Below are 25,631 nucleotides of genomic sequence, written 5' to 3'. Positions count from 1 at the left end.
CTCTCTATCCTTGTTTTTCCGCAGCAAGGTCATAGGCAACAATAATTTTCTGAACAAGTGTATGGCGCACGACATCCTGTTCTGCAAAATAAACGAAACCGATCTCTTCAATGTCACTTAAAATCTGTTTAGCTTCTACCAAACCAGACTTTTTACCTTTCGGCAAGTCAATTTGTGTAGCGTCACCCGTGATGACCATTTTTGAACCAAATCCTAAACGAGTAAGGAACATTTTCATTTGTTCAGCCGTTGTATTCTGGGCTTCATCCAAAATAATAAATGAGTCATCCAGCGTTCTGCCGCGCATATAAGCAAGCGGCGCAATCTCGATCAGTCCGCGCTCAAGAGCTTTTGCCACTTGATCCGGTCCCATCACATCATAGAGAGCATCGTACAGCGGACGAAGATATGGGTCTACCTTTTCTTGCAGATCACCCGGTAAAAATCCTAAGCTCTCTCCAGCTTCAACAGCAGGACGCGTTAGTATAATTCGTTTTACCGATCCTTCTTTCAGCGCTGCCACCGCCAGTACTACGGCGAGATACGTCTTCCCAGTACCTGCGGGTCCAATTCCAAACACAACATCTTTCGCTTTAATTGTCTTCACATAGTGACGTTGTCCGATCGTTTTGGCGCGAATAGGTTTACCGCGGAAAGTCGTTGTGATTTCTCCTTTAAACAAGTCGAGCAATTCGTCTGCACGTAAATCTTTTGCAAGCTCAAGCGCATAATGGATATCTCTTTCTGTAAGAATATATCCGTTGCGTACTAGCTGAAGCAGCACTTCAAACAATTGTTTAAGTATTTCAACCTCATGTTCATTACCGTAAATAACAATTTCAGCTTCACGAGATCCGATTTTTGCATCACTAATGCGCTGTTCAATCAGCTTTAAAAAGGAATCCTGCGGTCCGAATAGTGATAGTCCTTCCGCTGCGTTTTGCAGTGAAATTTTTACGCTGTATTTTTGTTCTGCCAAATAGCCTCATTCTCCTTAGTTATGAACTAACGGAAGCTCCTCTGAAATATTCTCTTCCACTTCAAAAAGCACTTTCATATAAACTTTACCATTGTCTTTCTTCTCATGCAAAATTTTTTCGCTTACAATTCGTGAATCTTTGCCGTTTTTGATAATTACGTCCTTTCTCGCTTGCTCTAATCCTTTCGCTCTAGCCTCGGCATCCGTTACCTTATCCTCAGTCATTTGCATTTCCATGACTTTTTCAGTCATCCACCCAACAGGCAGCTTAATGTTACGCCATGTGAGCGAATCACGATTCGTAACGGTCTCATATTTATCGAACGACAATTTCCCATATCCCGTGAGCTGTATCGCTATGTTCCCAAGTACCAAATAACCGCGTTCTTTCTGCTCACCCGTATACGACTTATATTTTTGCGTTGTAGGAACCTCAATGAGATACTCATGCCATACAAGCCCCTTTACCACGCCTTTGGCTACAACGAGCTTCTGATTGCCCTCATCGCCCAATATACCAGAGATTAGAATGCTTCCTTTCTTTACTCTCGTATTTTTTTGCACGACGGGTCTGCCTTGTTCGGCAAAAATCTGTGTTACAACCGCATCTGACTTAGCTATAATATGGCGAGGGCTAAGCAAAGGCGGCTGCTCTGGTATCGTCGCCTCGACAACTTGAATCGTAATTCGGGTTCCGTGAACCGATACTCCAACCCATGAAGAGCCCGGTAATTTTTGCGTAAGCTCTCTTGAAAGCTTGTCCTGTTCTTTCAGACGAAACACCCATTGAAACGGATAAATCCCCTCTTCCTTCGCTGCCTTAAGCACCGTTTCGGTTGTAAGTTTTACGTTTCCTTTCACTTCTATATCCCATACAAGTGATGACATTATATATAAAATTACGAAAAACAGAAAGATTCCAACGGCAAAAAGTTTACGTCGTATAATCCGCTTGAGCACAAAAGGAAAGCCCATTCGTTTTTCAACGTGCATCCGGCAGCTTGTCTTCTTCAAAATAGGACGAAGTCGATAGAAATCACCGAGCATTATATTTAACTGTACTCGATCTTCGGAAATGGCTCGTACATTCCAAATTACAATCCGCTCCGCGGCCAATGCATTAATGAATGATGTCACTGATTTCCCGCGAACGGTTATCGATACGGTTCCCAGAAGGTTTGCGATTACGCGCGATTTCATCCGATATTCCCCTTCCCTTCATATTGAATGTCAGAAATGATCCCTTCAATAAAAACCTCTTCTGGCAAAATAGCACGAATGATAAGCTCTTTTCCTGCAACGAGCAGCTTGCCTTCTGTTACAGCTAAAATCAATTGCTCCGAAGAAAAGTGAATGACGCCGCGATGATTTTCGATATACAGTTGACGGTTACCAATCAGGGTTAGCCTCGGCAGATCAAATACGATATCCTGCGGTACATCTAGAACATCTGTTGTCCATTTCCGCAGCTTGCGACTAATCCGGCTCATAATAAGGCAATGCCCCCCTTCCCGTACTGTACAAAATATGCAGCAACTATTCGTTTTATGAAATGGAAAAACCGATCTCCCTAGTAGGAAGATCGGTTTCGGTGTTTCTCTTATCATGAAAAACTTAACGTTGATTTCGATAATGCCTCTTCGCACGCGGCGGCGCTAAAATTTCTGACCATATGATCGCTTTGCGGATTTCTTCTGTATCTTTAACCCGAAAGGAAGAGGATAAATCTAGGCTTGGTTTCGCAGATTGCAGCATCTTAGATGCAGGTTGCTCTACTTTTGCCTTTGACTCCTCCCACATTTGCGACACTCCCTCGCCTGTAGAATAATCCGGAGCAGGCAGATCATTTAACAAGTCTGTAATAGACCGCTCAGGTTTGTCGTCATTTATTCGGGTCTGCGACTGCACAGTTTGCGGCATTCGCGGATGATCTGGAGACGATAAGGATCCGCCTCCGCCGAACGTTGGCATCTTGCTGGGACGACTCTTAGAGGCTGTTTTATTGGCCCGATTAAACAAAGACACGAGTCCAGATACAATCAATATAACAATGAAAATGTGGCTAAAGATCCAATCTAACATGACTCACCGCCTAGCTTATTTGTGTTTAGGGTCATTTGAGTCTGGTGTATTATCGCCCATTTTACCGATGGACCCGCGCATTTGCGTATCGGCTTCAATATTTTTCAGATTCATATAATCCATAACACCCAGCTGCCCGCTTCTTAGTGCTTCTGCCATCGCAAGCGGTACTTGTGATTCGGATTCAACGACGCGCGCTCTCATTTCTACAACGCGTGCTTTCATCTCTTGCTCTTGAGCAACGGCCATAGCACGGCGTTCTTCCGCTTTCGCTTGAGCAATCCGTTTATCCGCTTCAGCTTGTTCTGTTTGCAAGTACGCACCGATGTTTTTACCTACATCAACATCCGCAATGTCAATCGACAAAATTTCGAATGCTGTTCCAGCATCCAATCCTTTATTAAGCACTGTTCTTGAAATGAGATCCGGGTTCTCAAGCACATCCTTATGCGAGTTGCTTGAACCAACCGTCGTAACAATCCCTTCACCAACACGTGCAATAATCGTTTCTTCTCCGGCACCGCCGACAAGTCGTTCGATATTCGCACGAACCGTTACACGGGCTTTTACCTTTACTTCAATACCGTCTTTCGCCACTGCTGCAACGACTGGAGTTTCGATGACCCGAGGGTTGACGCTCATTTGCACAGCCTGCAGCACGTCACGACCAGCAAGGTCAATAGCAGCTGCTCTTGCAAATTCAAGCGGAATGTTCGCACGCTGCGCAGCAATAAGCGCGTTAACGACACGGTCTACATTACCGCCTGCCAAATAGTGACTTTCCAGCTGATTAATCGTCAGGCCAAGTCCCGCTTTATGAGCCTTAATCATTGGATTAACGATACGAGCTGGTGTAACTCGGCGCAGGCGCATCGCAACAAGGGTAATAATACCTACTCGAACACCTGAAGCAATGGCTGACACCCAAAGCATTAATGGGAAAAAGCTGAAGAAAACACTTAGTACAATGATAACAACGACCGCAAGAAGCAATATCGTTACTGCAGATGAACTGATCATACTTGCACATCATCTCCGTTTCTCTTTTTATTATTAGTTAAATTTCTCTTTAATCCGGCATTTATCCTTCTTTAACGACAACTCTCGTACCATCTACGCTGATGATCATAACAGGACGGCCTGCTTCAATAAAGCCTCCTTCTGTAACAACATCAATTCGTTTACCATCAACGATCGCTGTTCCAGCAGGTCTGAGCGGTGTTAAACTCGTTCCCTGTTTACCGATTAAATTATCTTTAGGCTCATTCGGAATATATCCTTCTTCCTTCGTGAGCTGATAGCGCAAAATAAATCGGTTCCAGATGCCCCGCTCTTTAAATATATATGACACAATGATCACCACTATAATAGCAGCCGCAAAGGCGATGCTTAGTGAAATAAATGCATTCGTTGTGTCATAAGCAGCACTGACAACACCCGTAACCAAGCTGACTGAGCCTATAATTCCTAAAATACCGAAGCTAGGCACAAACAGTTCCGAAATGAGCATAACCAGCCCGATGATAAAGAGAATCCAAGTTTCCGAGCCTGCAAATCCAGCGATATAATTACCCGTAAAATAGAGCACAAACGCGATAATACCAAGTATCCCCGGAATACCGAACCCCGGCACGATTAGTTCTATTATGATTCCTGTAATACCGACGAACAGAAGTAAGGTTGAGACAATAGGATTCGTTAAAAAGATGGATATATTTTCAGCTGCTGTTCGGTCAATTCGAAACATGTCTTGAGTCGAGTAACCAGATTGCGAAGCGACTTCCTCAGCTGTTTTTGCAATCATCTCAGCGTAACCTACTTTGACAGCTTCATCTGCAGTTAAAGAAATAATCTGGCCCTTTTGTTTCGTTTTACCGATTTCCGGCATCTTGACTTCGATGTTTGTATCTGTCATTCCTTCTGCAATGGCTGGGTTCCGCCCACTAAGTTCCGCTGCGGCAGCCATCTCACTTTTCCAGTACGCTACTAATTTAGGATCATCAATAGGTTGACCCGAACGATCGACAATAGCTGCAGCTCCGATCGTACTTCCAGGCTGCATCGCAATCTTATCGGCATTTAGAGCTATATAACTGCCTGCAGAAGCCGCTCTGCCCTTGACGAAAGCTATTGTCGGTACTTTGCTCGATCGAATCAGCTCACCAATTTGTTCTGCGCTGTCTACTCTTCCGCCTGGCGTATTTATTTCTAAAACAATCAGCGCTGCATTCATTCTCGTCGCTTCATCAAATCCGCGTTTCATGAACTTATAGAGGCCAGACTCAATCTCTTGGTCCACAGGTATGATATATACTGGACCGCTTTGCGCTACTGCGCGGACAGGCTCAGCCGTAAAACTTATTTGAAGCAATATGGATACAAGCATCATGAGCATGAATGTGTGAAGCAGAAACTTTTTAGTTGCGGCAATCAATTTACACCCCTCCTTTTATATTTTAATGTATGTACATTGTCACTTATGGTTGTTACTACGTATTGTAATACATTACGTTTCAACCTTCAGTATTTTCCTTATAAAATGGAAAAAAACACCCTCCAAAATCAGAGAGTGTTTTTGTTATTGTTATTGCAGAAATTGTTGAACGATTTGGTTCACTAGTTTACCGTCAGCACGCCCTTTTACTTTCGGCATGAGACTACTCATTAATTTTCCCATCTCGGCTTTCGAAGAAGCACCGGTTTCCTGGATGGTCTGCTGTACAATGACTTTAATTTCTTCTTCAGAAAGCTGTTCTGGAAGATACTGAGCTATAATCTCAATTTCTGCCTTGAGACTGTCGACAAGATCTTCTCGACCTGCTTTTTCAAATTCTTGGAGGGCATCTTTGCGCTGTTTGATTTCACGACTAAGGATATCAAGCACTTCGTTGTCATCCAAAGCTCTTTTCAAATCTATCTCAAGATTTTTAATCGTCGAACGAACCATTCGAATGGTGGAGAGTTTGAACTTGTCTCGACTCTTCATCGCCTGCTTCATATCTTCGTTTAATCGTTCGCTAAGATTCATGTTAGTTCAAATCCTCCTAAAACTTTCTCTTACGAGCAGCCTCGGACTTTTTCTTACGCTTTACACTTGGCTTTTCATAATGCTTGCGTTTCTTCACCTCAGCCAAGACGCCATCTTTAGCGATGGAACGTTTAAAGCGACGAAGTGCAGCATCAATTGTCTCGTTTTTGCGAACTTTCGTTTCAGACACCAGTTTTCCCTCCCTCCGACCAGACCGTCCAAGAGCACAACACGGTTCATCAACTTTCATTATATGTGAGAGTGTAATAAGGTGTCAACCTACGCATGGGAATTCGATACACCAACAAGCGCACCTAATCTTGTTCCTCCGAGCAAATGATAATGCAAATGATGTACCGTCTGTTCACCGTTACGGCCACAGTTGTTGATTAAACGATAACCGGAATCTGCAATCCCTAGATCTCTAGCGACCTGCTGAGCAACTCGGTGTAATTCACCAATGAGCGCAAAATCATCACCTTCTGCATCGTTCATTGAGGCGATATGTTTTTTTGGTATAAGAAGAACATGCGTTGGTGCTGCGGGTTGTATATCGTGAAATACGAGCACAGAGTCATTTTCAAATACTCTTTTCGAAGGAATTGTACCTTCTGCTATTTTGCAAAACAAGCAATCCATCAATTACCCCTCCCTCAATTTATATCCCTATCTTGATAACATCATACCGAATTGAAGTGTGCTCGTCCAATATTACATGGAACAATAAAATTGACCCCTGGATAGGGGTCTGCAATTTATGAATCAAGCCATAAAAGTCAGCTGACGTTGATATTAATAAAACGGCAGTAATGATAACGCCGTTAGCGCTGCTAATGGCAATACAAGCCGGTTAAACCGACGGATGCCAAATGGATAGCCATAGCCAAATCCATATGGATAACCATAGCCAAATCCATATGGATAACCATAGCCGTATCCGTAACCATATCCTGGGTAGAAGCCGCGCGGCTCAAACGGATACCCGTATCCATCGTGCCAACCATGTTCGTAGCCATATCCTGCATTTGGTCCGACATTTGGTGCTACGTTTGGACCGACTTTAGGCGCGATATTTGGTGCAATATTCGGACTGATGTTTGGTGCAACGTTTGGCATGATGTTTGGTGCAACGTTTGGCATGATATTCGGGCCAATGTTTGCTGCAACGTTAGGTCCAATATTCGGGCCTACATTTGGTCCTACGTTTGGTCCGACATTCATTCCCACGTATGGACTGACGTTCATTCCAACATTCGGACCTACGTTCATTCCAACGTTAGCCTCATGGCCGACATTCGCCTCATGCGTTGCCATTGTACCATGGGTAATCGGCACAGCTAAGTTAAGTACATCATCATCCACACTCTCTACAATTCCATCATACACATGACCATCTCTCGTCCACACTCGAACATAGCGATGCATATGATCCATACAAAGTTTTTTAGCCTCGTGCTTATCCATTCCCCAGACCTCCTGATCATAACTTTCATCACATCGTATTCACATATAGGCGAATGTGCTACTCGTTATTAAGAACTGGAGAATGACATGATGAGCAATTACAATTTCTCCAAAACGACTCTAGAACCTCCGCCTGCTTGTTCTGCAGGCAGAACGACCAGTTTCCTTGGCAGTCTAGCTCGGAGTTCCGGCACGTGACTAATGACACCGACAGATAAATGATCATTATGCAATTTCTCAAGTGATGTAATGACCGTGTCAAGAAGTTCGGGATCAAGAGTACCGAAGCCCTCATCTAGGAAGAAAAATTGCAATGGATATTGTCCGCTTAGCTGAATTTGCGCAGATAAAGCGAGTGCAAGCGACAGAGAGGTTAGGAAAGTCTCGCCCCCGGACAATGTTGACACAGGGCGCTTCACTCCGCCATTCGCATCGTCCCGAATGACAAAACCGCCTCCTGAATCAACCTCCAGCGCATAACGCTGTTTCGTTAGGAAACGAAGCCTATGAGACGCAGCTTGGCTGACCTGCATAAGCTGCTCTTCAGCGATATACTCAACGAAAGCATTGCCGCGCAGGCAGCTTTGAAGCTTAGAGAGTTGCTCCGTTTGATGCTGAAGATGAAGCCGTTTTTGCTCAAGCTCTACCCAGCGCAGATGCCTTTGCTGCAAATCTTCCAAATCGCGCTCTGCTCTAGCTTTGACTTGAAGCGCTTCTTCATCGAGCCTTCTAGCAATGGTCATCTGGGTATTACACTGCTCCCATTCCGGAGCAGTTACTTGTTGGCCTTGCAATTTGCCGTCTAAATCTCGTAATCGCGCATTTAAATCTCGCTCTTGTTCACGGTGGGTCTTCGTTTCAAATTCATATTGCTTCTTCTGCTGTTCATGCATAATGGCAAGAGCAACTTCCTGTTCATCGGCAAACGGCGAGGACTCAAGCTCGCTCTTCCAACGAGCCAGGGCATAAGCCGCATGTTCTTCAGCAGATTGCAGCGCCTGCTCCGCTATCCCTAGTGCTTTCAGCGCCTCATGTTTCGTTTGTTCAGCTAGGCGGCTAGCATTATGCTTGTCTTGGGCTGTTAAGCGTATTTGATCAAGCTGACGCTTCACCGCTTCCAGTAATGGTTCAGCGTGCTCTTCTCCAATCCATGCCTTCAGACGATCACTTTCCTTACGGTACTGCTCGCTTTTGGCTTGCCACTGCGTATCCCACTGAATGAACTGCTTGTCCACATCGACAAGGCTCTGATGTACGTGTCTTACATCTGCTTGTTTGCTCTCAATAATGGTTATACTGTTCGCAATCCGCTGCTTCAACTGCTCTGCTAAGCTGTCTTTATCAAGCATTGCTTGATATAAAGAATCTACTTGTTCCAATAATAGATTAGGATATTGTTCATTCCATTTTTGTCTCAGCTGATCGACTTGCTGCTGACTGAGGTCAAGCTTGCGCACAGCTTGATCATATAAGTTGCGCTCCGTCTGTACTTCAGCCGTTATCGTTGAATAGACTTGTTGAGACGCTGCTAATTGCTTACTTAGACTGCGAGTAGATTGCTGAAAAGATCGAACCTCGTCTGCAACCGCTCCTGCTTCGCTTATGAATGAGATGGCTTGTTCTAAATCGTATGAGGCAAGATGACCAGCCACTGTTGTTTCTTCTTCCACTACAGTAGAAGCTACCTCATTGAGCGAAGTAATCAATTCGCGCTCTCCGAGCTGCTCAATTGCAGACTGCACTTCATGTACGTATTGCTTTATTTTGAACTTTAATTCCTGCAATTCAGATTGCAATCGCTGGGCAGATTCTATATCGAACTGATGCTGATCGGTCGTCTCCTCGATTATTTGGACCGGATGTGGATGATGCACTGAACCGCACACCGGACAAGGCTGTCCATTCTGCAGCTCAGCAGCCAGCCGCAATGAAAGCTTCTTGAGCTCTTCCGCTTGCTCATCCTTCCGTATTTGGTCTAAATGAGCCAATAATCGATCGTACTGCCCAGAAGTGTGCGATTCGAGTTGCAATAGCCGTTTAACAAGCTGTAACCCTATGCCCACAGTCTCCGCTCTTTGTTCCTCCAATTGCGAAGCCTGTGTATCCAATTCACGAAGTCTGGTCTCCGCCTGAACGAGCCGGTCATACTGCGCATTCCGTTCATTCTGTGTAAGTCGAAATTGATCTTCCGCAGTAGTGATGAGTTGTTTATATTGAACAGCTTGCTGAAGCTCATGACGCTCTTGCGTCTTCACCTCGGCTAAATTCAGCTCATCCTGTAACTTTTGCTGTGCAGCCATATATTTAGAGAGCAGACCCTGTTCCTGCTCGTCCTGCTTCATGAGAAGCTCTCTTTGCTTCTGTGCTTCGCTCCGCTTCGCGGCGAGCTCCTGAAGCTCCCTAGCTAGGCTTGCGACCTCCTGCTGCAAGCCTAGCGCCTGCTCCAGCTGGCTCTGCCGCTGCAGCAGCTGCGGCTCTTCCGCCGCGAGCGCTTGCTGCGCGGCGAGTTCGGCTGCGGCCGCTTGCGCCGCAGCCTGCTCCGCCTGCTGCGCGCGTTCCCGCGCAGCTGAGGCTTGCGCCTGCCGCTCGGCAGCGTGCCCATTAGCTTCCCGTAAGGAAGCTAATGCTGGGGCGATGCGCTCGGCGGCAGCCGCTTTTGCGAGCGCGGCCTCCTGCTGCGCGATGCGCGGCTCTTGCTCCTGCAGCTGCTTCAGCTGCAGGAGGCTTTGCTCGCGCTCAAGCTGTAGCTCGCGCACCTTCGCGAGGCTCTCTAGACGCTGTGAGAGCGCGTCCAGTTCACGCCGCCTTAAGGCTGCTTCTTCTTGGGCAGCTGCAAGACGTTGCTTAGCCTCGTTCACCGCTTCACTCGATGCGTTGCCAAGCCCTTGCTGCTCGGCTTCCACCTCTTTCAGAGCTCCTTCGACTTCCTTAACTTTGCGGCTTAATTTCATACTTAGCTGATCGCCGTACTTTTCTAAATGAAACAGCCGCTGCAGCATCTGTCTCCGTTCACTGCCCTTAAGAGACAGAAATTCGGCAAATTTCCCTTGCGGCAGCACGACGGCCCGTGTAAAATCATCCATTTTAAGTCCAATAACGTCTTCTACACAGCGGGTTACATCCGAAAGCTTGTCGGCCATAACGACATCGCCGTCTTGCCTAACCTCAATAAAACGGCTGACGGTGTTGCTGACAGACAGCTCACTTGTTCGTTTAAATCGTCTTTCCACTCGGTACCGCTTAGGTCCATCTGCACTCATCAATTCAAATGTAAAGGAGACAAACAGGGCATCTTCCGAATGATTCATAATGCCTTGTGTACCGCCGGACGCGCGCTCCACTTTACCGTACATCGCCAGCGTAATCGCATCAAGAATCGTCGATTTCCCGCTCCCTGTCGGACCGAAAATACCGAATAAGCCCGTCTCGGTCAGCGACTCAAAATCGATCTCCTGGGTCTCCCGATAGCTTTGCAATCCTGCAATTTTCAGACTGACTGGTTTCATGAAGACGCGCCCCCTTCCGAACCTTCATCAGCTTCATGGACTAGCTGCATGAACAAATCGACCAGCTCCTGCTCAGGCTCAGCACCGCCGCTTTGCCGCACATAAAATTTACGGAAAAGCTCTGGAATCGGCATCGTTGATTTTTGCAGCGTCGTCTCGATTCCTTCCATTTCGGGATAAATCGGACGGATATGAATAATACCCTCATGCGTTTTACGCAGCCTGTGAATTTCACCGAGCGACATAGCCCCTGTAAGGGAAATTTCAAGGTCGATGAATGCGTCACTATCTCTTCCTTCATCAAGCCAGCGATGAACCTCCTCAAGCCCGCCGCGAGCTTTCCACCGAACGAGCGGACGACCGCAGGACAAGTAGACCTCCTCCATTTGCGGCACCCCTCCCGGGGCAATATCGAGCATCGTTACCGACTTGGCTTGTCCTGCTTCAGAGAAGCTGTAAGCGAGCGGCGACCCGCTGTAGCGAATCATTCCGTCGCCTTTCACAGCTTGCGGACGATGCAAATGTCCTAATGCGGTATATTGGGCACCTATAGACAGTGCCGAAGGATCGACAGTATAAGCACCCCCTACCTGAATCGGACGTTCTGAGTCGGTTTCAAGGCCTCCTAGCACATAGATATGACTCATCGCTAGATTAACCGTAGCAGGCGAGAAATTTCGCGACAATTGCTTCATGAGCATGCCGACCCTGGCGCTGTATGCGACCCGCAGTTTATCCTCATCGCCATCCGTAGTTAGAAGTTCATTCAGCCTCGCTTCAGAAGGATAAGGGAGCGCAGCAATCCATGCTCTTTCACCGGTGCGTGCAATATCGACAGACACAGCCTCTGCTGTTGGAAGTCCTACGAGCGTTATACCACGCTGAGCCACTAGTGGACTAGCCGCCGCTACCCGTTCAGGCTGGTCATGATTTCCTGAGATCACAACAAGGGGTCTGCCGCCAGCAGTCAATCTAGCAACGGCTTCATAAAATAATTGTTCCGCTGCAGCCGGCGGATTGACTGTATCGTACACATCGCCAGCCATCATAATCAAATCAGCTTGCCCTTCATCAGCGATCCGAACGAGCTCATCGATAAACTCTGCTTGCTCATCCAGACGACTGCGCCCTTCAAGTGTACGTCCAAGATGCCAATCTGCTGTATGCAAAATGCGCATCAATAAACTCCCCCTCTCCCAAATCACATTCCTTTTACACATATATCTCAAATGACAATTACAATTTGACCAGCTCACCGCTGTCTAAGAAATAGAGCCATTTCTCATGAACTTGCCGTTTCAAAATATGCTCAAGCGCTCTTCCATACAAATCTAGTTGAAATCTGTAGCGTTCTGTTAGAGCCTGAACACCGCCGCGATGCTCAAGCACTTTATCGCTCTTATAATCTAGCAATATCAGCTTGTCATCTACTTCAAACAGGCAGTCCACGACCCCTTGAACAAGAACAGTTTCTTCCTCAAAAGGAGAATGACCAACGCTTAGCCGTTCAGTGGTCTTCATCACATCAGATGATAGATAAGGATAAGCGTCAAGTATAGGCAGACCATAGCTGAACGGCATTTCTCTTCTTACCCATTTCGCACGCAGCAGCTCGCTGCAAAGTTCAGTAGCAAAAAATTGAACGACACGGCTAATATCGATCTGCGACGCTTGCTCTGGCAATAAAATTTGCTTATCGACCAGCGTCATTAGCGTTTGGGCAATGAGTTCACGGTCTACTGCCCCCGCATCCAGCGGAACGTGCTGCATCAACGTATGATACGCCGTTCCCCGCTCGGTCGGAGTCATTTTCTTCTCCTCCATAAATTTGGGACGCCGAAGATGAAGTCTGAAGTCTTCTTCTTTCATTTGGCGAGTACTCTCGTCAACCATTTGTTCTTGCTCTAGAAGATTTTCGCTTAAATACTCGTCCAGTTCCAGCATTCTCTTCATCTCTGTCACAGACGTTTTCGCAGCAATTTTCGTCGGAACGGGGTTTGTATACGTCCAAGAGAGTATACGGTCGATCGTTTCGCCTAATCCCGAGTCTGTCTGAACAGGATGCCGCTCAGATACTGCTTTCAGCTTCTCAGCATCCATCCCGTTTGGCTGCTCTAGAGAAGCCAATCCAGCTGCGGCAGACTGAATATGGTCCGCATGGACAATAGAGATCTTCCATTCGGATGGATCATGAATAAGCACTGAACTTCCCGTTTCGCCGCTGCCACCCAGCTTTCTAAGTTCGTGCGCAGCAGGGTGACGGATGAGTGCAGGACCGACCCAGTCTAAATAACTTCTTCCTCTTGCCAGTAAATCATCAGGCAGCACAAGCTGTTCGAGCTGCCCCACTTGCGACCATGAAGCGACTTTTTTCGCTAAATCCTTTACAGTCGCCACAAGAATCATCTTCTCTTTCGGCCGGGTTAATCCAACATAGAGCACCCTCATTTCTTCAGCCAGAAGTTCAAGCTGCGCTCTTCTGCGAATAGCTAGATTGGGCAATGTTGGATAGCTGACACGCATCTGCCCATCAACGAACTTTGGTCCAAAACCAAGCTCTTTATGCATGAGGAAAGGCGCATTTAAATCTTGCTGGTTGAACATTTTCGACATTCCCGCGATGAAGACAACCGGGAATTCAAGTCCTTTACTCTTATGGATCGTCATAATTCGAACAACATCTTCTTGCTCAGAAGATGATCCTACTGCACCGAGATCTCCGCCATTTTCCTTGAGCCGTGCAATAAACCGCAAAAATCGAAATAAGCCCCGCGAAGATGTCGATTGTTCATACTGGCGCGCACGATCATACAGTGCATAGAGGTTAGCTTGACGCTGAGCACCGCCAGGCAATCCGCCAACCCATTCCAAATATCCTGTCTTCCGATAAATGTGCCAAATTAAATCACTCAGATCACCATGCCGCGCTTCGTCCCGCCATGCCTCTAACTGGCTCAGGAAATCTCTCAACTTTTGCTGCAAGCTGATTTGATTGTCCTCAAGCGAAAGTTCCAACTGTTCATTAGGCTGTGAAGGGATCTCAAGCGTTGACGTTGCCGCAGCCTGCTGTAAGCCTTCGGCAATTTCCGCTTGCGCAGATGCAGCATTAGCGAAAACGCACAGTGCATCATAATAAGACATCCCTTTGCCGCCGGCAAGACGAATTTGCGCTAACTGTTCCTCATTTAGTCCAATGAGCGGAGAACGAAGAACAGCAGCGAGCGGAATATCTTGCTGAGGGTTATCAATGATTTGAAGCAATGACAGCATCACTTCTACTTCGGTAGCTTGAAAATATCCCCGATTCAGCTCTCCGAATGCAGGAATTCCTTCCAAACGCAGCTCCTCAATCATAAGCGGCGCCCACACTTGTGTAGAACGAAGCAAAATAACAATGTCACGGTAACTAACCGGACGCATTGCCTTTAATGATTTATCATAAACGTGAAACGGCTTCCCGGACTCGCCCATCATTTCACGAATCTTAGCAGCAATGAAACGAGCCTCAAGCTGAGCAGACTCCATCTCAACCGCTTCCGATTCTTGGGAAGACGTGCCTCCCTCTTCCGTTTCTGCACTAGATGAATCCCCATCTTCCATTTCGCCTTCCCCGCGGTCAATCAGCACCAATTCAGGCGTAAATCCGGGCTGCTCTGGCAATGGATCTGGAAAAGACGCTCCGTAGACGAGTTCAGCACTCGAATCATACGTAATCTCTGCCACCGTTTTATTCATGATTTGCCTAAATAACATATTGACCGCATGAACGACTTCCACACGGCTGCGGAAATTTCGCGCGAGATCGATACGAAGACCTGTACTTTCAGCTTCTGCACTCGATAAATCCGATGTATAGACACGATACTTGTCCAAAAACAGCCCAGGATCTGCGAGGCGGAAGCGATAAATACTCTGCTTCACATCCCCTACCATAAAACGATTTCCGGCCCCTTCTCGTGAGATGAGCTTTACAATCTCTTCTTGCACCGTATTCGTGTCTTGATATTCATCAAGCAGCACTTCATCAAACTGCGCCTGATACTCGAGCGCAGCTGCTGACGGGATAATATGATCTGGTCTTGAATCCTTATGACGCAAAATTTGCAGGCAGTAATGCTCCAAGTCAGAAAAATCCAGCATCCCTTTCGCCGCTTTCTGCGCCTGATAACGGTCGCTGAATGCAATAACAAGCTCCGCAAGCTCTTTCATAAGCGGCGCAGCCTCTTGCATTTCTTGTAAAAAAGCTTCTGGAGGACGTCCGAACAGCTGCCCTTTCAAATCAAGTACGGCCTTCTTGGCCTGCTCACGCAGTCCCTTAACTCGCTCTTGGATATTCGGATCCACCTGATCTTTCTTAACAGGCTTCAGCTTCGTAAAGGCTACAGCTTGAAATGCTTCATACATAGAAGCCCAGCCTCCATGCTGAACTGCATCCAATAAACGATGGATAAGTGCTATATCGTCCGTCAAATTATCGCCGTAAGGTGCTGGACCTCCTGCAACTTGAGTAAGTGCCAAAGCTTGCTCCAGCATCCCCTTCACACCGCGAAGCGTCAGCAGAGCGTCTGTTACTATACTTTTCACCCATGAGCTTTTCTCGAGCGCTGCCATATCAGACAACTGAAAAGCATCTGCCATCTCTCTCAGCCAATAATCCGGCCAAGAGTGACTGCGAGCAAAATCATATAACCTCTGAACTAACCCGTATACCGCATCATCGCTTCGTTCACCGCTAAACCAATCGACAAGTCTGCGGAAAACCGTGCCCTCGTCTTCACTTGCGTATTTCTCCTCAAACAGCTCTTCAAGCAGCTCTTGACGCATGAGCTCAACTTCGCTCTCGCTCGCGATTCGAAATCCAGGATCGAGAGGAATTAATGCATAATAGCGCTGTATAACTTCTAAGCAAAAGGAGTGAAGCGTCGTAATTGAAGCTCGTCCAAGCAATGCCAGCTGTCTGCGCAAATGATCGTTATGCGGATCTTTCTCGAGCTCGTTATCGAGCGCTTCTCGAATCCGCTGCCGCATTTCGGCTGCCGCTGCCTTCGTAAAAGTCGCTACGAGCAACCGATCAACACTTGTGCCTTGCTCACGATCGGCGATTTTACGAATAATACGCTCGACGAGCACCGCTGTTTTACCAGACCCCGCCGCCGCGGCAACCAGCATGTTCGTTCCTGAGAGCGAAATGGCTTTCCACTGATCATCACTCCACATGCTTTCAGGTGGTTTTGGAATTTCATTCACGCTAGTTCTCCTCCTTCTTCGCCTCTTAGCAGTTTCCACAGCTGCTCTTTATCTGGTTTGATCAAGCCATGATACTGAACCCCTTCAATAGATTCATCGAATTGGCACACGGACTTAAACGAGCAATGCGTACATGGCGTTGCCTGTTTCAGTTTATAGGGTTCAATCGACACATCTCCGTCTGTAATTTTCGTTCCAATGTCCGTAATCGTTCTGCGCACGGAACCCAGAAGAATGTCCCATTGTTCAATCGTAGCCACTGAAGCGCTGCTGTAGAACCCTCCGTCTGCTTTCACTGCGACTGGAAGTATAGACGAATATCCTTTCTCGAGCTCAGCATCCATCTTGGCGATCATATCTCGGTCTGCCGTTACAAGTCCTTTCAGCTTAAACCGCTTTAACAGCTCGGCATCAGCCTGTTCTTGCGTTATCGCATTCGAAGACTGAAGAAGCGGATTATGCACATGAAAATAAAGCGTTCCTGCAGGCAGAGCCGCCTGCCCGAGCCACTGTTCTGAATACGTAAGCAGCACATCCAAGTAAGTGAGCATTTGCAAGGACAAGCCATAATAAACTTCATGAAGCTTCAAATCTGTCTGACTGGACTTATAGTCAATCACGCGCAGTAAAATACCCCGCTCATCTTCCGCCATATCGACCCGGTCAATCCGCCCTACAATCTCCATCGTACAGCCATTTTCCAGCTCGAACGTTAATGGAGGAAGCGGTCTTCCAGGACCAAAGTCAAGCTCAATTCCAACGGGTTCAAAACTGCCGCGCCGCGCATGCTCTCCTAAAATGACAGAAGCTCTGCCCACAATATCCTTCAGCTTGCGTGTAATATAGCGATACCGTTTCGAGCTAAGCAAAATTTCACCTTGCAGCTTAGGAGCCAGCTTGTCCACAATAATGTCTGCTTCAAGTCGGCATTCATCCGGCGTTAAACTGCCCCAGCTTCGGTTCTCCTCTTTAAATCGAACCGCCATCTCACTAAGAGCGGCGTGGAACAACTGACCGATATCTGGCGCCTTAAGACGGTAAATCTGCCGCTCCTTCAACCTTAGACCATAGGAAGCAAAATGCGAAAATGCGCAAGCTACGAATTTTTCCATACGAGAAACGCTCGTTTTCAGATGCTTGCCATACAATTTACGACTTGTCGCTGCTGTAAGGCTGCTTACTTGATTTTTATAAAATAAAGATTGCAGCAGCCGTTCTAGCGGCTCATGCCACTCTGGCCGGCTTAAATACCAATTGTACACATCCCACCATACAGGGGAGATATCTGCTCCTTGACGCCACCATCTAAACTGACTGATCAAATGCTGTAACGTTTGTCGCGGATGAGCAATAAATTGCTGCTGTTCGCCTGAAGGTTGGTGAATTTGCGGCTGATCCGAGAGAAATGTCTCCTTCAGAAACGGAAAAATAGTACGCACATGCCTTATAAGCTCAGAAGGCAGAAGTGATTTCCCATCTTCATCAGCGAGCGGATAGCTGATCCATAACTTCCGGCTCGCTGCGGTAAGCGTATTGTAAATCAGAAATCGTTCATCAAGTAATCTCCGTGTTACTCCTGGCGCTAATTCCAGACCGATCTCAGCCAGCCGTTCCCGCTCCTGCTCCGTAAGGACGCCCTCTTCTTTGAAGGTTGCAGGCAATACGCCGTCATTTACGCCGAGTAAGAAAGCGTATTTGATATCATTCGCGCGTGTCCGGTCCATGTTGCCTACAAGCACTTGATCAAGCGCTGGCGGGACGAGAGAGAGCTTCAGATCAGCAAGCCCCGTTTCCAACATCGCTGCGAATAAATCCAGATCAAGCTGCTCATCCCCCATCATTTCGACCGTTTGATCAAGCAGATCAAGAACAGCTCCCCATAGTTGCCTATGTTCTTTGGCTGTCTGCGGCTGACCCTGCATCATCGCTTCATGACTTAATAGATCAAGCCGCTGTGGAGCCATCGTCTCTTCAAGCAGAAGATAGACTGCAGTACTCATCTCACGTGTTGTTTTAGCCTTTTTCAGCCTTTTCTCAAAAGCATAGAGCGGTCCGGTCACCTGAGTACGGCAACGTTCAAGCAGCTCCAGCCCTTCCTCTCGGCTGGTGGAAGTACCCTCATCACCTGTTTCCAGAGATAGATTCGGCGCTCCCTTCCACGGCCTTCCATCCGTCCATCTTGAGCCTTGAATACCGCTCGCCAGTACATAGTTCTCCAGCCGGTCCATGTCACTGCGCGTGATCGAACCGTCTATTGGAAGCAGAAAATCCGTTTTGATACAGCGGAATACATCCTCATATCTCCAGTAGCGCTGCACTACATCAAGCGCGCCCCTAATAAATTCAACAAGCGGATGATGGAGTACACTTCGCTTCTGATCAAGGAAGAATGGAATATTGTAATCCCGAAATAACGGAGCAATCACCTGTTCATAATCAGCAATATTGCGGACAAAGACAGCCATTTCTCGGTAACGAACTTGCTCTTCTCTCGCAAGACGGAGTATTTCCCGAGCGACTCCTTCCACTTCCGCGCGTCGGTTGACAGCTGTATAGAGCGCAATGCTTTGATCAGGCGCCGCCGGAGCTGGATCTTTCCAAGGAATGCGGCGTTCGTACGCACGCTCGATATGGGACAGCATCGGGCTCGCTTGAAAACGAGGCAAAGGTACAGATTCCATCACTTTAGTCGGAACGATGTCAATCGACTGTTCTGCTGCGATGCTTCTCAGCTTGATATAGGTCGTTGCCGCCGGGTGAAACAGATCTAATTCCTCAGGAACAGCCCCATCATCAAAAGGACGATCCAGTGTCAAGGAAATCGTAACGGAAGAAGCGTATTTCATTAACTGCTCCAGCACTCTGTATTCCTGCGGCGTAAAGCCGTGAAACCCATCGATCCAAATTTCTGACTCCCGAACGTATGAAGACAGCGGAATTCCTTCGGACAATTTGATTAAATTGTCTTCATCGTCGATATAAAGCTGAGACAGTTCACTTTCGAACTCACGAAACAACGTCGAAATATCAGCCATCTTATCTTTGAGCAATGACAGTCCTTTACTAGAGGAGTCCATTAGAGACAAATAATCTTCAATGGAGGCAGGGTCAATACAATAGCGCTTCATTTCGGTATATAGATCATTCAATCTTCCAACAAATCCAAATTGATCGCCCGAATTGCCAAAAAGCTTCAACTGATCTTTACGATGCCGTATCAGTTTATAGAGCAGCATTTTTTTACCTTCGTCGGTAATCGGAACAAGCGCAGACCCGCCCGCTTCTTGCATTACTCGGTACGCCAGCCTGCGGAAACTGAGCACTTGAGCCCGAACTGTTCCGCGAATATCATCGCTTTGAACAAGCGCGTGCTCCGCTTGAAATGAGCCTTGCTCAGGCACAAGCAAAATGATCGGCGGACCGTCCGGAGCTGCACGCAGCTTAGCGCTGATTTGTTCTAGTATATAAGTGCTTTTGCCGCTGCCAGAGCGGCCGATAAGAAACTGAACCGACATTACGTAAGCCTCCTCCTTCTATGTAAAGACCTCATTCTTGGTTTATATGAAATAGAACATAAAATTTAAGCATTTGGCTTTAAGTATACCATAAGCTTGCCCCCGCGGAACATACGTTTGCTATCCTCATAAGGGATGATTTTCCTGTGACGGGCTTCCCTTATAAAATATAACAAACCCAAAGCTCAGTGTGTTGAACCAAGCTTTGGGTTTGTTTTGTTCGTTCACTCTTATATTAACGATTTGCTTCTCACTTCGAAGATTGCAAATTTTAAGTAATGACCTTCATCTACACCTAAAATTTGCGGATGATCTTTACCAGCAGCGCGCCATTCGATAAGTCTAAGCACTTTACCCGCATCCATCGCCGCTTCTTGGATCGTCTCCAAGAACAAATCTGGACGCATATGGTAAGAGCAGCTCGCCGTCACTAAATAGCCGCCCTCATTAACGAGCTTCATACCGTGAAGGTTAATATCTTTGTAACCGCGGATCGCTCCCTTCACCGCACTTTTAGTTTTCGCAAAAGCTGGCGGATCTAAGATGACAACATCCCAAGTTCGGCCGCCGCCTGCTGTCAGCGGTTTAGATGTGTCTACCTTAGTCTCTCCGCTCGCAGCACGCGCCGAACGTTCCTCGAGTCCTTTGACCTGACTGCGCAAATACTCGAAAGCATCCGCTACCACGAACTCGACGCGATCTTGAAATCCGTTCAACTCGACATTCGTTTTAGCACTTTCTATCGCATGCGCGGAAATGTCGAGGCACGTTACTTTTTTCGCACCGTACTTGCACGCGTGGAGTGTAAAGCTGCCCGTGTGGGAGAAGCATTCAAGAACGGTTGCGCCATCCCAATACGGGAAAGTGACAACCTTGCCATTTGCATTAACAGGCAGTAACTGTTTCTGTCCGTCTTGCTCTACTTCCTGCAAGCTGATCCCACTCCGCTTACCCCAGCCCGTCATGAGCGGCTCTGTAGCTGCGCGGTTCTCCCGTTGATCGAAGAAATAACCTGTCTTCTGACCTTCTTCAATATCAACTTGAATAAGGAGTCCGTTCTCAGTGACGGTCACATGACGCGGACACTCTCCATAAAGCACTCCCTTTGTCTGCTCAAGACCTTCAAGCTCCCTTATTGGAACATCGCTGCGTTCATAGATCCCTTTAGGCTGCATAACTTCGATAAGCGCCTCAACAATAGACTCACGACACCGATCCATGCCAAGCGTTAATATTTGCACGACGAGCACATCCGCAAATCGGTCTACGATTAATCCTGGCAAGAAATCTGCCTCTCCATACACGAGACGGTAAGCATCAGCCTCGCCTAGAAAACGATCCCGATGCTTGAGACAGCTGCGAAACCGTTCCACGAAGAAGGCTTTGTCCATCCGCTCCAACGATTTGTACGACACGATGCGTACTGTAATTTGGGAAGCAGGATTATAATATCCTGTCGCTAGGTAGCGTCCTTTATGATTTAGAACTTCTACGAGATCCCCAGGAACAGGCTCACCTTCCACACGTTCAATTTCATTGTTATAAATCCAGGGATGTCCCTGTTCCAGTCGTTTTTTACGACTCCGCTGCAGAATGACGGATGCCAATACACTTCACTCCTAAATCTTTTTCTATTTTCATTTGAAAGCTGGTATTTAAAGTCCGAACGAATGAGACTAGTCATGGTTGTCCGTATACAGACATATAAGTAGTAGTATAAACGGCAGAGCCGTAATCGATAAGGAGATTCGCTGCGATGCTAAATTCGATCATTATACCTCTTATGATGGGACTAGCACTTTTTCTCTTAGGCATGAAAATAATGGAGACTGCGCTCCATCTATGGGCAGGACCTATCCTTACGCAAATTTTGAACAACTCTACCAGCACTCCGCTGAAAGGTATGCTGTTCAGCACTGGAGTAACTGCCGTTCTGCAAAGCAGCACAGCGATTACCGTAATAACGATAGGTCTTGTAAATGCTGGACTGCTTACTTATAGACAGACGCTCGGCATTATTCTTGGCAGCAACATCGGAACTTGCCTGACAACCGAGCTCATTGGATTAAATATGAGTCATGCAGCGGATAAACTGCTCTATGGTGCTCTCATATTATGGACGATCGTTGTCATCGCTAATGAGTATACCCCTTGGCGATATCATCGGTATGCGCATTTGATCAAGCCAGCGCAATACATCGCCATCGCCGTCGCAGGATTTGCACTCATTATGATCAGTATCGGATGGATGCAATCGATCGGCCCTGAGCTAGAGTCCAAAGGATTATTCACTTGGTTTCTTGAGCGCTCTAACCAGAGTATACTATGGGGAATTGCCGCGGGAGCTTGTCTCACCGCGATTGTTCACAGCAGTGCTGCCGTCATAGGTATGGCTATGAGTCTTACAGGTTTAGCGGCAATGCCGATCGATCTTGGTATTGCCATCGTAATCGGAGCTAACATAGGGACATGCGTAACCGCACTTATCGCTTCCATCGGAGGTTCAGCTTCCGGGAAATTTGTAGCCTGGTCGCATGTCACACTCAATTTAGGCGGAGCCTTAGTATTCATTCCATTTATCCCGGAATTGCAAACGGCTGCTGCATGGATAAGCAACGAACCAACCGCTCAAATTGCTCATGCTCAGACTATATTTAATGTCGTCTGCTCACTATTAGCACTGCCTATCTGTTATCTACCCATTTGGAAGACAGGTAAACAGAAAGTAACATAAATTAAGTAATTTAAATAAATTATGATGAAACGTCGATACCTAATAAATGTAACGCTTTTCGCAGTACCGCGTCATTATTATCATAGCCGGAACGTGTCTGCTTCGCCCATGCTTCTTCAGGTGAATACCAATTCACCCCGCGAATTTCTTCGATTTGCGGTTTCAGCTCACCGCTTTCTGCCTCAACTAAGAAGTAGTGGACTTCTTTGTTCACAGAACCATGAACAGGATGCTCATAAGTGTATGCAATCACTTCGACAGGTTCAATAATACGTCCGATCATTCCGGTTTCCTCGGAGATTTCCCGAAGAGCCGTTTGTTCAACCGTTTCACCAGCCTCCATTTTGCCTTTGGCCAACGAAATTTTACCGTAACGATCTGTAATAAGCTGGATTTCTATTTTTCCATTATGCTTACGATATACAACCCCGCCTGCAGATATCTCTTTCATTAAGCAATCCTCCCCTTCATTTGAAACAACAAGGATTTCACTTCCTGCTAAAGCGGAAATGAAATCCTTGTTCCTCTAATTCAAACTCCGCCCATTTCTCCGGACTCATAAAGTATACATGTCAGCGCAGCCATTCCCGCTGTCTCTGTTCGAAGAATACGCCGGCCAAGACCAACGGATACTGCACCGGCTTCCTCGGCCTGCTTGATTTCAGCCTCACTAAATCCGCCTTCAGGTCCTACGACTACAAGAACACGGTAGGTTCCTTGCTGCTCAAGACGCTGTACGAAAGGTTGTATAACGTCTCTCAGCTGATCCCCTTGTTCTTTTTCATAACAAATACAAATCAAGTCATAATTATCGAATGAGGATAAAAGCGATTTCCACGAGATTGGAGCTTCAATCAGCGGCACTTTGTTGCGGTGCGCTTGCTCAGCAGCCTCTTTGGCAATTTTACGCCACCGTTCTGTTCGTTTCTCTTCTTTCCTCGAATCATACTGCACAATCGTTCGTTCGGAAAGAAAAGGGATAAAGGAGACTGCACCAATTTCGGTGCATTTCTGAATGACGGTCTCCATCTTATCTCCTTTAGGCAAGCTTTGGGCAATGGTTATTTGCAGCCAAGGCTCACTCGTTAATTCCAGTCGTTCTACAATGGTAGCTGTAACCGAACCTGGATCAATCGATTCGATTTCTACAATCGCTTCGCGCGAAATGCCGTCACTGACAATGAGCTTCTCCTTCAGCTTAGCCCGCATCACTTTGCTAATATGGCGGGCGTCTTCACCGAGAATTTGTACCGTTTGTTCACCGAACTGCTCCGGTGAAATAAAATAGCGCTGCATATCTCATCTACCTTTTATCCAAAATCATCAATTTCATCATCCAAGTGTTCAAGCTACATTCCTGTAGGAACACCAAACAGTTGCCCGAAAAATCCAATCAAAGACCAATAAATACGATCGACTTGAGAAAAGAGTGGATCTATCGTTACTCTCCGTATCGGTGAAATAAATACAACAAGTATAAAAATGAAGAATGACCATTGCTCAAGCTGCTGCAGTCTGATTCTAACTGCTCTAGGTACGATATCTTCTAATATCCGGTAGCCATCAAGCGGAGGCAGCGGAATGAGATTGAAAATAAACAACAGGATATTAATTTGAATAATATAGTGAAAAGCAATATAGATAGCAAGAGCAACGTTATCATTCGGGATCGCTTGCAGTGTACCTAATTTTAACAAGGATATAATCATGGCCCCGATTGCAGCAATGAATAAATTGCTTAAAGGTCCGGCTGCGGATACGATGATGCCCATTAAGCGCGGCTTGCTGAAGTTATCGCGATTAACAGGAACCGGTCTTGCCCATCCGAACCCAGCTATAATAAGCAGCAGAGTTCCGAACAGGTCAATATGCGAAGCCGGATTTAACGTTACACGACCGAGCAGTTTAGCCGTTGGATCTCCAAATTTATTTGCAAAGTAAGCATGTGCAAATTCATGAAACGTAAACCCAATTAACAGTGCTAGCAGCACAAAGGGTAATTCCTTAACATTCCACGCCAAAAATGGCTGTAAAAAATCCATACTCTACCTCTTTCTTGCCACAAACGCAACCCAATCTTCCTCACGGTTCGTCTCTTCAATATCAAAACCAGAAGAGATCAGCGCTTGTTTCACGTCTTGTTCTTTGTTCTTATAAATACCTGACGCAATGTAATAACCGCCTGGCTCCAGCGCTTCGTACACATCGTCAATAAAGAGCATAATGATCTCAGCCAAAATATTGGCGACGATGACTTGTACCGGAAGCTTAATTCCTAACGGCTCATTCGCTTCGTTAGTCCCTTTAATAACGCCGAGCAAATCGCTTTCCTTCACGGTAATGCGATCTTCAAGATGATTAATTTTCGCGTTCTCACGCGCACTCGATACTGCCACCGGATCAAGATCAAGAGCAAGGACGTGTTTTGCACCGAGTTTAACAGCACCGATCGCTAAAATACCTGAACCTGTGCCTACATCAATCACTTCTTCTCCGCCGTGAATGACTTGCTCCAGTGTTCGCAAGCAGAGAGATGTCGTCGGGTGAGCTCCTGTACCAAAAGCCATGCCAGGGTCAAGCTCAATAATATATTCATCAGAAGACGAAGGCGTATACTCTTCCCATGTTGGTTTAATTGTCAGACGACCCGACACACGCAGCGGTTTGAAATATTGTTTCCACGCATTAGCCCAATCATCGTCACTGACTGTTCGCACTTTATATGTAACTTCGCCTACATTTATGTCAAACTCAGCCAGCTGCTCGATGCGCGGTTTTATTTCTTTTAAAATATCGTCGATCGAAAGCTCTTGTGAGAAATACCCTTTAATTTCGGCGTGGCCTTCGGGAATATCATTGAGCGGCAGTTCATACCATTCTCCGTACTGTGTATTTCGTTTCTTGTTCAGTGTTCCCGATTCTTCTATAGATACTCCGCCTGCACCCGCTTCATGCAGAAAGTTCGATATCATTTCAACGGCTTCCTCCGTTGTGTAGATCGTAAGTTCATTCCATAACATCGATTTACTTATCCTCCTATCATCTTGCATCCGTTCTATTGTACTATACAACAGCT

General features: G+C 46.7%; 20 protein-coding genes. 1 reads left to right on the top strand and 19 read right to left on the bottom strand.

Annotated features, from left to right (window positions below; genetic code table 11):
* Positions 1-4: 4 nt before the first annotated feature.
* From J2Z20_RS01350 to J2Z20_RS01280, 15 genes are all read right to left on the bottom strand, one after another.
* On the bottom strand, positions 5-979 hold the full coding sequence (locus J2Z20_RS01350; RefSeq protein WP_209844608.1) for a PhoH family protein: 975 nt from the start codon (positions 977-979) through the stop codon (positions 5-7).
* Positions 980-994: 15 nt separating this feature from the next.
* Entirely contained in the window at positions 995-2,179 is a 1,185-nt protein-coding gene (yqfD, locus tag J2Z20_RS01345; RefSeq protein ID WP_209844606.1) for a sporulation protein YqfD, read from the bottom strand.
* Positions 2,176-2,469 carry a sporulation protein YqfC gene (gene yqfC / locus J2Z20_RS01340; RefSeq protein WP_209844604.1) on the bottom strand — a complete coding sequence of 98 codons (294 nt, stop codon included), beginning with the start codon at positions 2,467-2,469 and terminating at the stop codon, positions 2,176-2,178. The genes yqfD and yqfC overlap by 4 nt, the downstream gene beginning before the upstream one ends.
* 124 nt (positions 2,470-2,593) lie before the next feature.
* The gene (locus J2Z20_RS01335) at positions 2,594-3,061 is read right to left on the bottom strand and encodes a hypothetical protein (protein WP_209844601.1); all 468 of its coding nucleotides are present in this window, start codon (positions 3,059-3,061) and stop codon (positions 2,594-2,596) included.
* A 15-nt stretch (positions 3,062-3,076) separates the two neighbouring features.
* The gene (gene floA, locus J2Z20_RS01330; protein ID WP_245251828.1) at positions 3,077-4,081 is read right to left on the bottom strand and encodes a flotillin-like protein FloA; all 1,005 of its coding nucleotides are present in this window, start codon (positions 4,079-4,081) and stop codon (positions 3,077-3,079) included.
* A 61-nt stretch (positions 4,082-4,142) separates the two neighbouring features.
* Positions 4,143-5,447 carry an NfeD family protein gene (locus J2Z20_RS01325; RefSeq protein WP_415639994.1) on the bottom strand — a complete coding sequence of 435 codons (1,305 nt, stop codon included), beginning with the start codon at positions 5,445-5,447 and terminating at the stop codon, positions 4,143-4,145.
* Positions 5,448-5,645: 198 nt separating this feature from the next.
* On the bottom strand, positions 5,646-6,089 hold the full coding sequence (locus J2Z20_RS01320) for a GatB/YqeY domain-containing protein (protein ID WP_209844599.1): 444 nt from the start codon (positions 6,087-6,089) through the stop codon (positions 5,646-5,648).
* A gap of 16 nt (positions 6,090-6,105) precedes the next feature.
* The gene (gene rpsU, locus J2Z20_RS01315) at positions 6,106-6,279 is read right to left on the bottom strand and encodes a 30S ribosomal protein S21 (RefSeq protein ID WP_005547957.1); all 174 of its coding nucleotides are present in this window, start codon (positions 6,277-6,279) and stop codon (positions 6,106-6,108) included.
* An 89-nt stretch (positions 6,280-6,368) separates the two neighbouring features.
* Positions 6,369-6,728: a histidine triad nucleotide-binding protein gene (locus J2Z20_RS01310; protein ID WP_209844597.1), complete on the bottom strand. Its 360-nt coding sequence runs from the start codon at positions 6,726-6,728 to the stop codon at positions 6,369-6,371.
* A 153-nt stretch (positions 6,729-6,881) separates the two neighbouring features.
* Positions 6,882-7,553, bottom strand: coding sequence for a hypothetical protein (locus J2Z20_RS01305; RefSeq protein ID WP_209847428.1), 672 nt, complete (start codon positions 7,551-7,553; stop codon positions 6,882-6,884).
* Positions 7,554-7,651: 98 nt separating this feature from the next.
* Positions 7,652-11,059 carry an AAA family ATPase gene (locus J2Z20_RS01300; RefSeq protein ID WP_209844595.1) on the bottom strand — a complete coding sequence of 1,136 codons (3,408 nt, stop codon included), beginning with the start codon at positions 11,057-11,059 and terminating at the stop codon, positions 7,652-7,654.
* Complete coding sequence (locus tag J2Z20_RS01295; RefSeq protein WP_209844593.1) at positions 11,056-12,237, bottom strand: metallophosphoesterase family protein; 1,182 nt, start codon at positions 12,235-12,237, stop codon at positions 11,056-11,058. The genes J2Z20_RS01300 and J2Z20_RS01295 overlap by 4 nt, the downstream gene beginning before the upstream one ends.
* A 58-nt stretch (positions 12,238-12,295) precedes the next feature.
* Positions 12,296-16,276: a helicase-exonuclease AddAB subunit AddA gene (gene addA / locus J2Z20_RS01290; protein ID WP_209847146.1), complete on the bottom strand. Its 3,981-nt coding sequence runs from the start codon at positions 16,274-16,276 to the stop codon at positions 12,296-12,298.
* A 26-nt stretch (positions 16,277-16,302) separates the two neighbouring features.
* Positions 16,303-19,821: a helicase-exonuclease AddAB subunit AddB gene (gene addB, locus J2Z20_RS01285; protein ID WP_209844591.1), complete on the bottom strand. Its 3,519-nt coding sequence runs from the start codon at positions 19,819-19,821 to the stop codon at positions 16,303-16,305.
* A 230-nt stretch (positions 19,822-20,051) separates the two neighbouring features.
* Positions 20,052-21,428 carry a class I SAM-dependent rRNA methyltransferase gene (locus tag J2Z20_RS01280; RefSeq protein WP_209844589.1) on the bottom strand — a complete coding sequence of 459 codons (1,377 nt, stop codon included), beginning with the start codon at positions 21,426-21,428 and terminating at the stop codon, positions 20,052-20,054.
* A gap of 149 nt (positions 21,429-21,577) precedes the next feature.
* On the opposite strand from J2Z20_RS01280, the gene J2Z20_RS01275 reads away from it, so the two are divergent.
* Positions 21,578-22,555 (top strand): Na/Pi cotransporter family protein, encoded by a 978-nt coding sequence (locus tag J2Z20_RS01275; RefSeq protein WP_209844587.1) that lies wholly within the window; start codon positions 21,578-21,580, stop codon positions 22,553-22,555.
* 19 nt (positions 22,556-22,574) lie between these two features.
* Here the strand turns inward: J2Z20_RS01275 and J2Z20_RS01270 are convergent, their stop codons facing one another.
* The 4 genes from J2Z20_RS01270 to prmA form a co-directional block, all read right to left on the bottom strand.
* Positions 22,575-23,006: an NUDIX hydrolase gene (locus J2Z20_RS01270; RefSeq protein WP_209844585.1), complete on the bottom strand. Its 432-nt coding sequence runs from the start codon at positions 23,004-23,006 to the stop codon at positions 22,575-22,577.
* Between the two features lie 80 nt (positions 23,007-23,086).
* Positions 23,087-23,851, bottom strand: coding sequence for an RsmE family RNA methyltransferase (locus J2Z20_RS01265; protein ID WP_209844583.1), 765 nt, complete (start codon positions 23,849-23,851; stop codon positions 23,087-23,089).
* Between the two features lie 53 nt (positions 23,852-23,904).
* Positions 23,905-24,597 (bottom strand): site-2 protease family protein, encoded by a 693-nt coding sequence (locus J2Z20_RS01260; RefSeq protein ID WP_209844581.1) that lies wholly within the window; start codon positions 24,595-24,597, stop codon positions 23,905-23,907.
* Between the two features lie 3 nt (positions 24,598-24,600).
* Positions 24,601-25,575: a 50S ribosomal protein L11 methyltransferase gene (prmA, locus tag J2Z20_RS01255; protein ID WP_209844579.1), complete on the bottom strand. Its 975-nt coding sequence runs from the start codon at positions 25,573-25,575 to the stop codon at positions 24,601-24,603.
* Positions 25,576-25,631 lie beyond the last annotated feature (56 nt).

It is taken from the genome of Paenibacillus sediminis (genome assembly GCF_017873765.1).
GTDB classification, from domain to species: domain Bacteria; phylum Bacillota; class Bacilli; order Paenibacillales; family Paenibacillaceae; genus Paenibacillus_AG; species Paenibacillus_AG sediminis.
This window is presented reverse-complemented; position numbering and strand designations above follow the sequence as displayed.

What these genes read in the sequence shown, in the direction of transcription:
- J2Z20_RS01310 (WP_209844597.1), bottom strand. Translation starts at nt 6,728, where the DNA reads ATGGATTGCTTGTTTTGCAAAATAGCAGAAGGTACAATTCCTTCGAAA.
- addB (WP_209844591.1), bottom strand. Translation starts at nt 19,821, where the DNA reads ATGTCGGTTCAGTTTCTTATCGGCCGCTCTGGCAGCGGCAAAAGCACT.
- J2Z20_RS01295 (WP_209844593.1), bottom strand. Translation starts at nt 12,237, where the DNA reads ATGCGCATTTTGCATACAGCAGATTGGCATCTTGGACGTACACTTGAA.
- J2Z20_RS01275 (WP_209844587.1), top strand. Translation starts at nt 21,578, where the DNA reads ATGCTAAATTCGATCATTATACCTCTTATGATGGGACTAGCACTTTTT.
- J2Z20_RS01260 (WP_209844581.1), bottom strand. Translation starts at nt 24,597, where the DNA reads ATGGATTTTTTACAGCCATTTTTGGCGTGGAATGTTAAGGAATTACCC.
- J2Z20_RS01335 (WP_209844601.1), bottom strand. Translation starts at nt 3,061, where the DNA reads ATGTTAGATTGGATCTTTAGCCACATTTTCATTGTTATATTGATTGTA.
- J2Z20_RS01320 (WP_209844599.1), bottom strand. Translation starts at nt 6,089, where the DNA reads ATGAATCTTAGCGAACGATTAAACGAAGATATGAAGCAGGCGATGAAG.
- addA (WP_209847146.1), bottom strand. Translation starts at nt 16,276, where the DNA reads ATGTGGAGTGATGATCAGTGGAAAGCCATTTCGCTCTCAGGAACGAAC.
- J2Z20_RS01265 (WP_209844583.1), bottom strand. Translation starts at nt 23,851, where the DNA reads ATGCAGCGCTATTTTATTTCACCGGAGCAGTTCGGTGAACAAACGGTA.
- floA (WP_245251828.1), bottom strand. Translation starts at nt 4,081, where the DNA reads ATGATCAGTTCATCTGCAGTAACGATATTGCTTCTTGCGGTCGTTGTT.
- J2Z20_RS01300 (WP_209844595.1), bottom strand. Translation starts at nt 11,059, where the DNA reads ATGAAACCAGTCAGTCTGAAAATTGCAGGATTGCAAAGCTATCGGGAG.
- yqfD (WP_209844606.1), bottom strand. Translation starts at nt 2,179, where the DNA reads ATGAAATCGCGCGTAATCGCAAACCTTCTGGGAACCGTATCGATAACC.
- yqfC (WP_209844604.1), bottom strand. Translation starts at nt 2,469, where the DNA reads ATGAGCCGGATTAGTCGCAAGCTGCGGAAATGGACAACAGATGTTCTA.
- J2Z20_RS01325 (WP_415639994.1), bottom strand. Translation starts at nt 5,447, where the DNA reads ATGCTTGTATCCATATTGCTTCAAATAAGTTTTACGGCTGAGCCTGTC.
- J2Z20_RS01305 (WP_209847428.1), bottom strand. Translation starts at nt 7,553, where the DNA reads ATGGATAAGCACGAGGCTAAAAAACTTTGTATGGATCATATGCATCGC.
- J2Z20_RS01270 (WP_209844585.1), bottom strand. Translation starts at nt 23,006, where the DNA reads ATGAAAGAGATATCTGCAGGCGGGGTTGTATATCGTAAGCATAATGGA.
- prmA (WP_209844579.1), bottom strand. Translation starts at nt 25,575, where the DNA reads ATGTTATGGAATGAACTTACGATCTACACAACGGAGGAAGCCGTTGAA.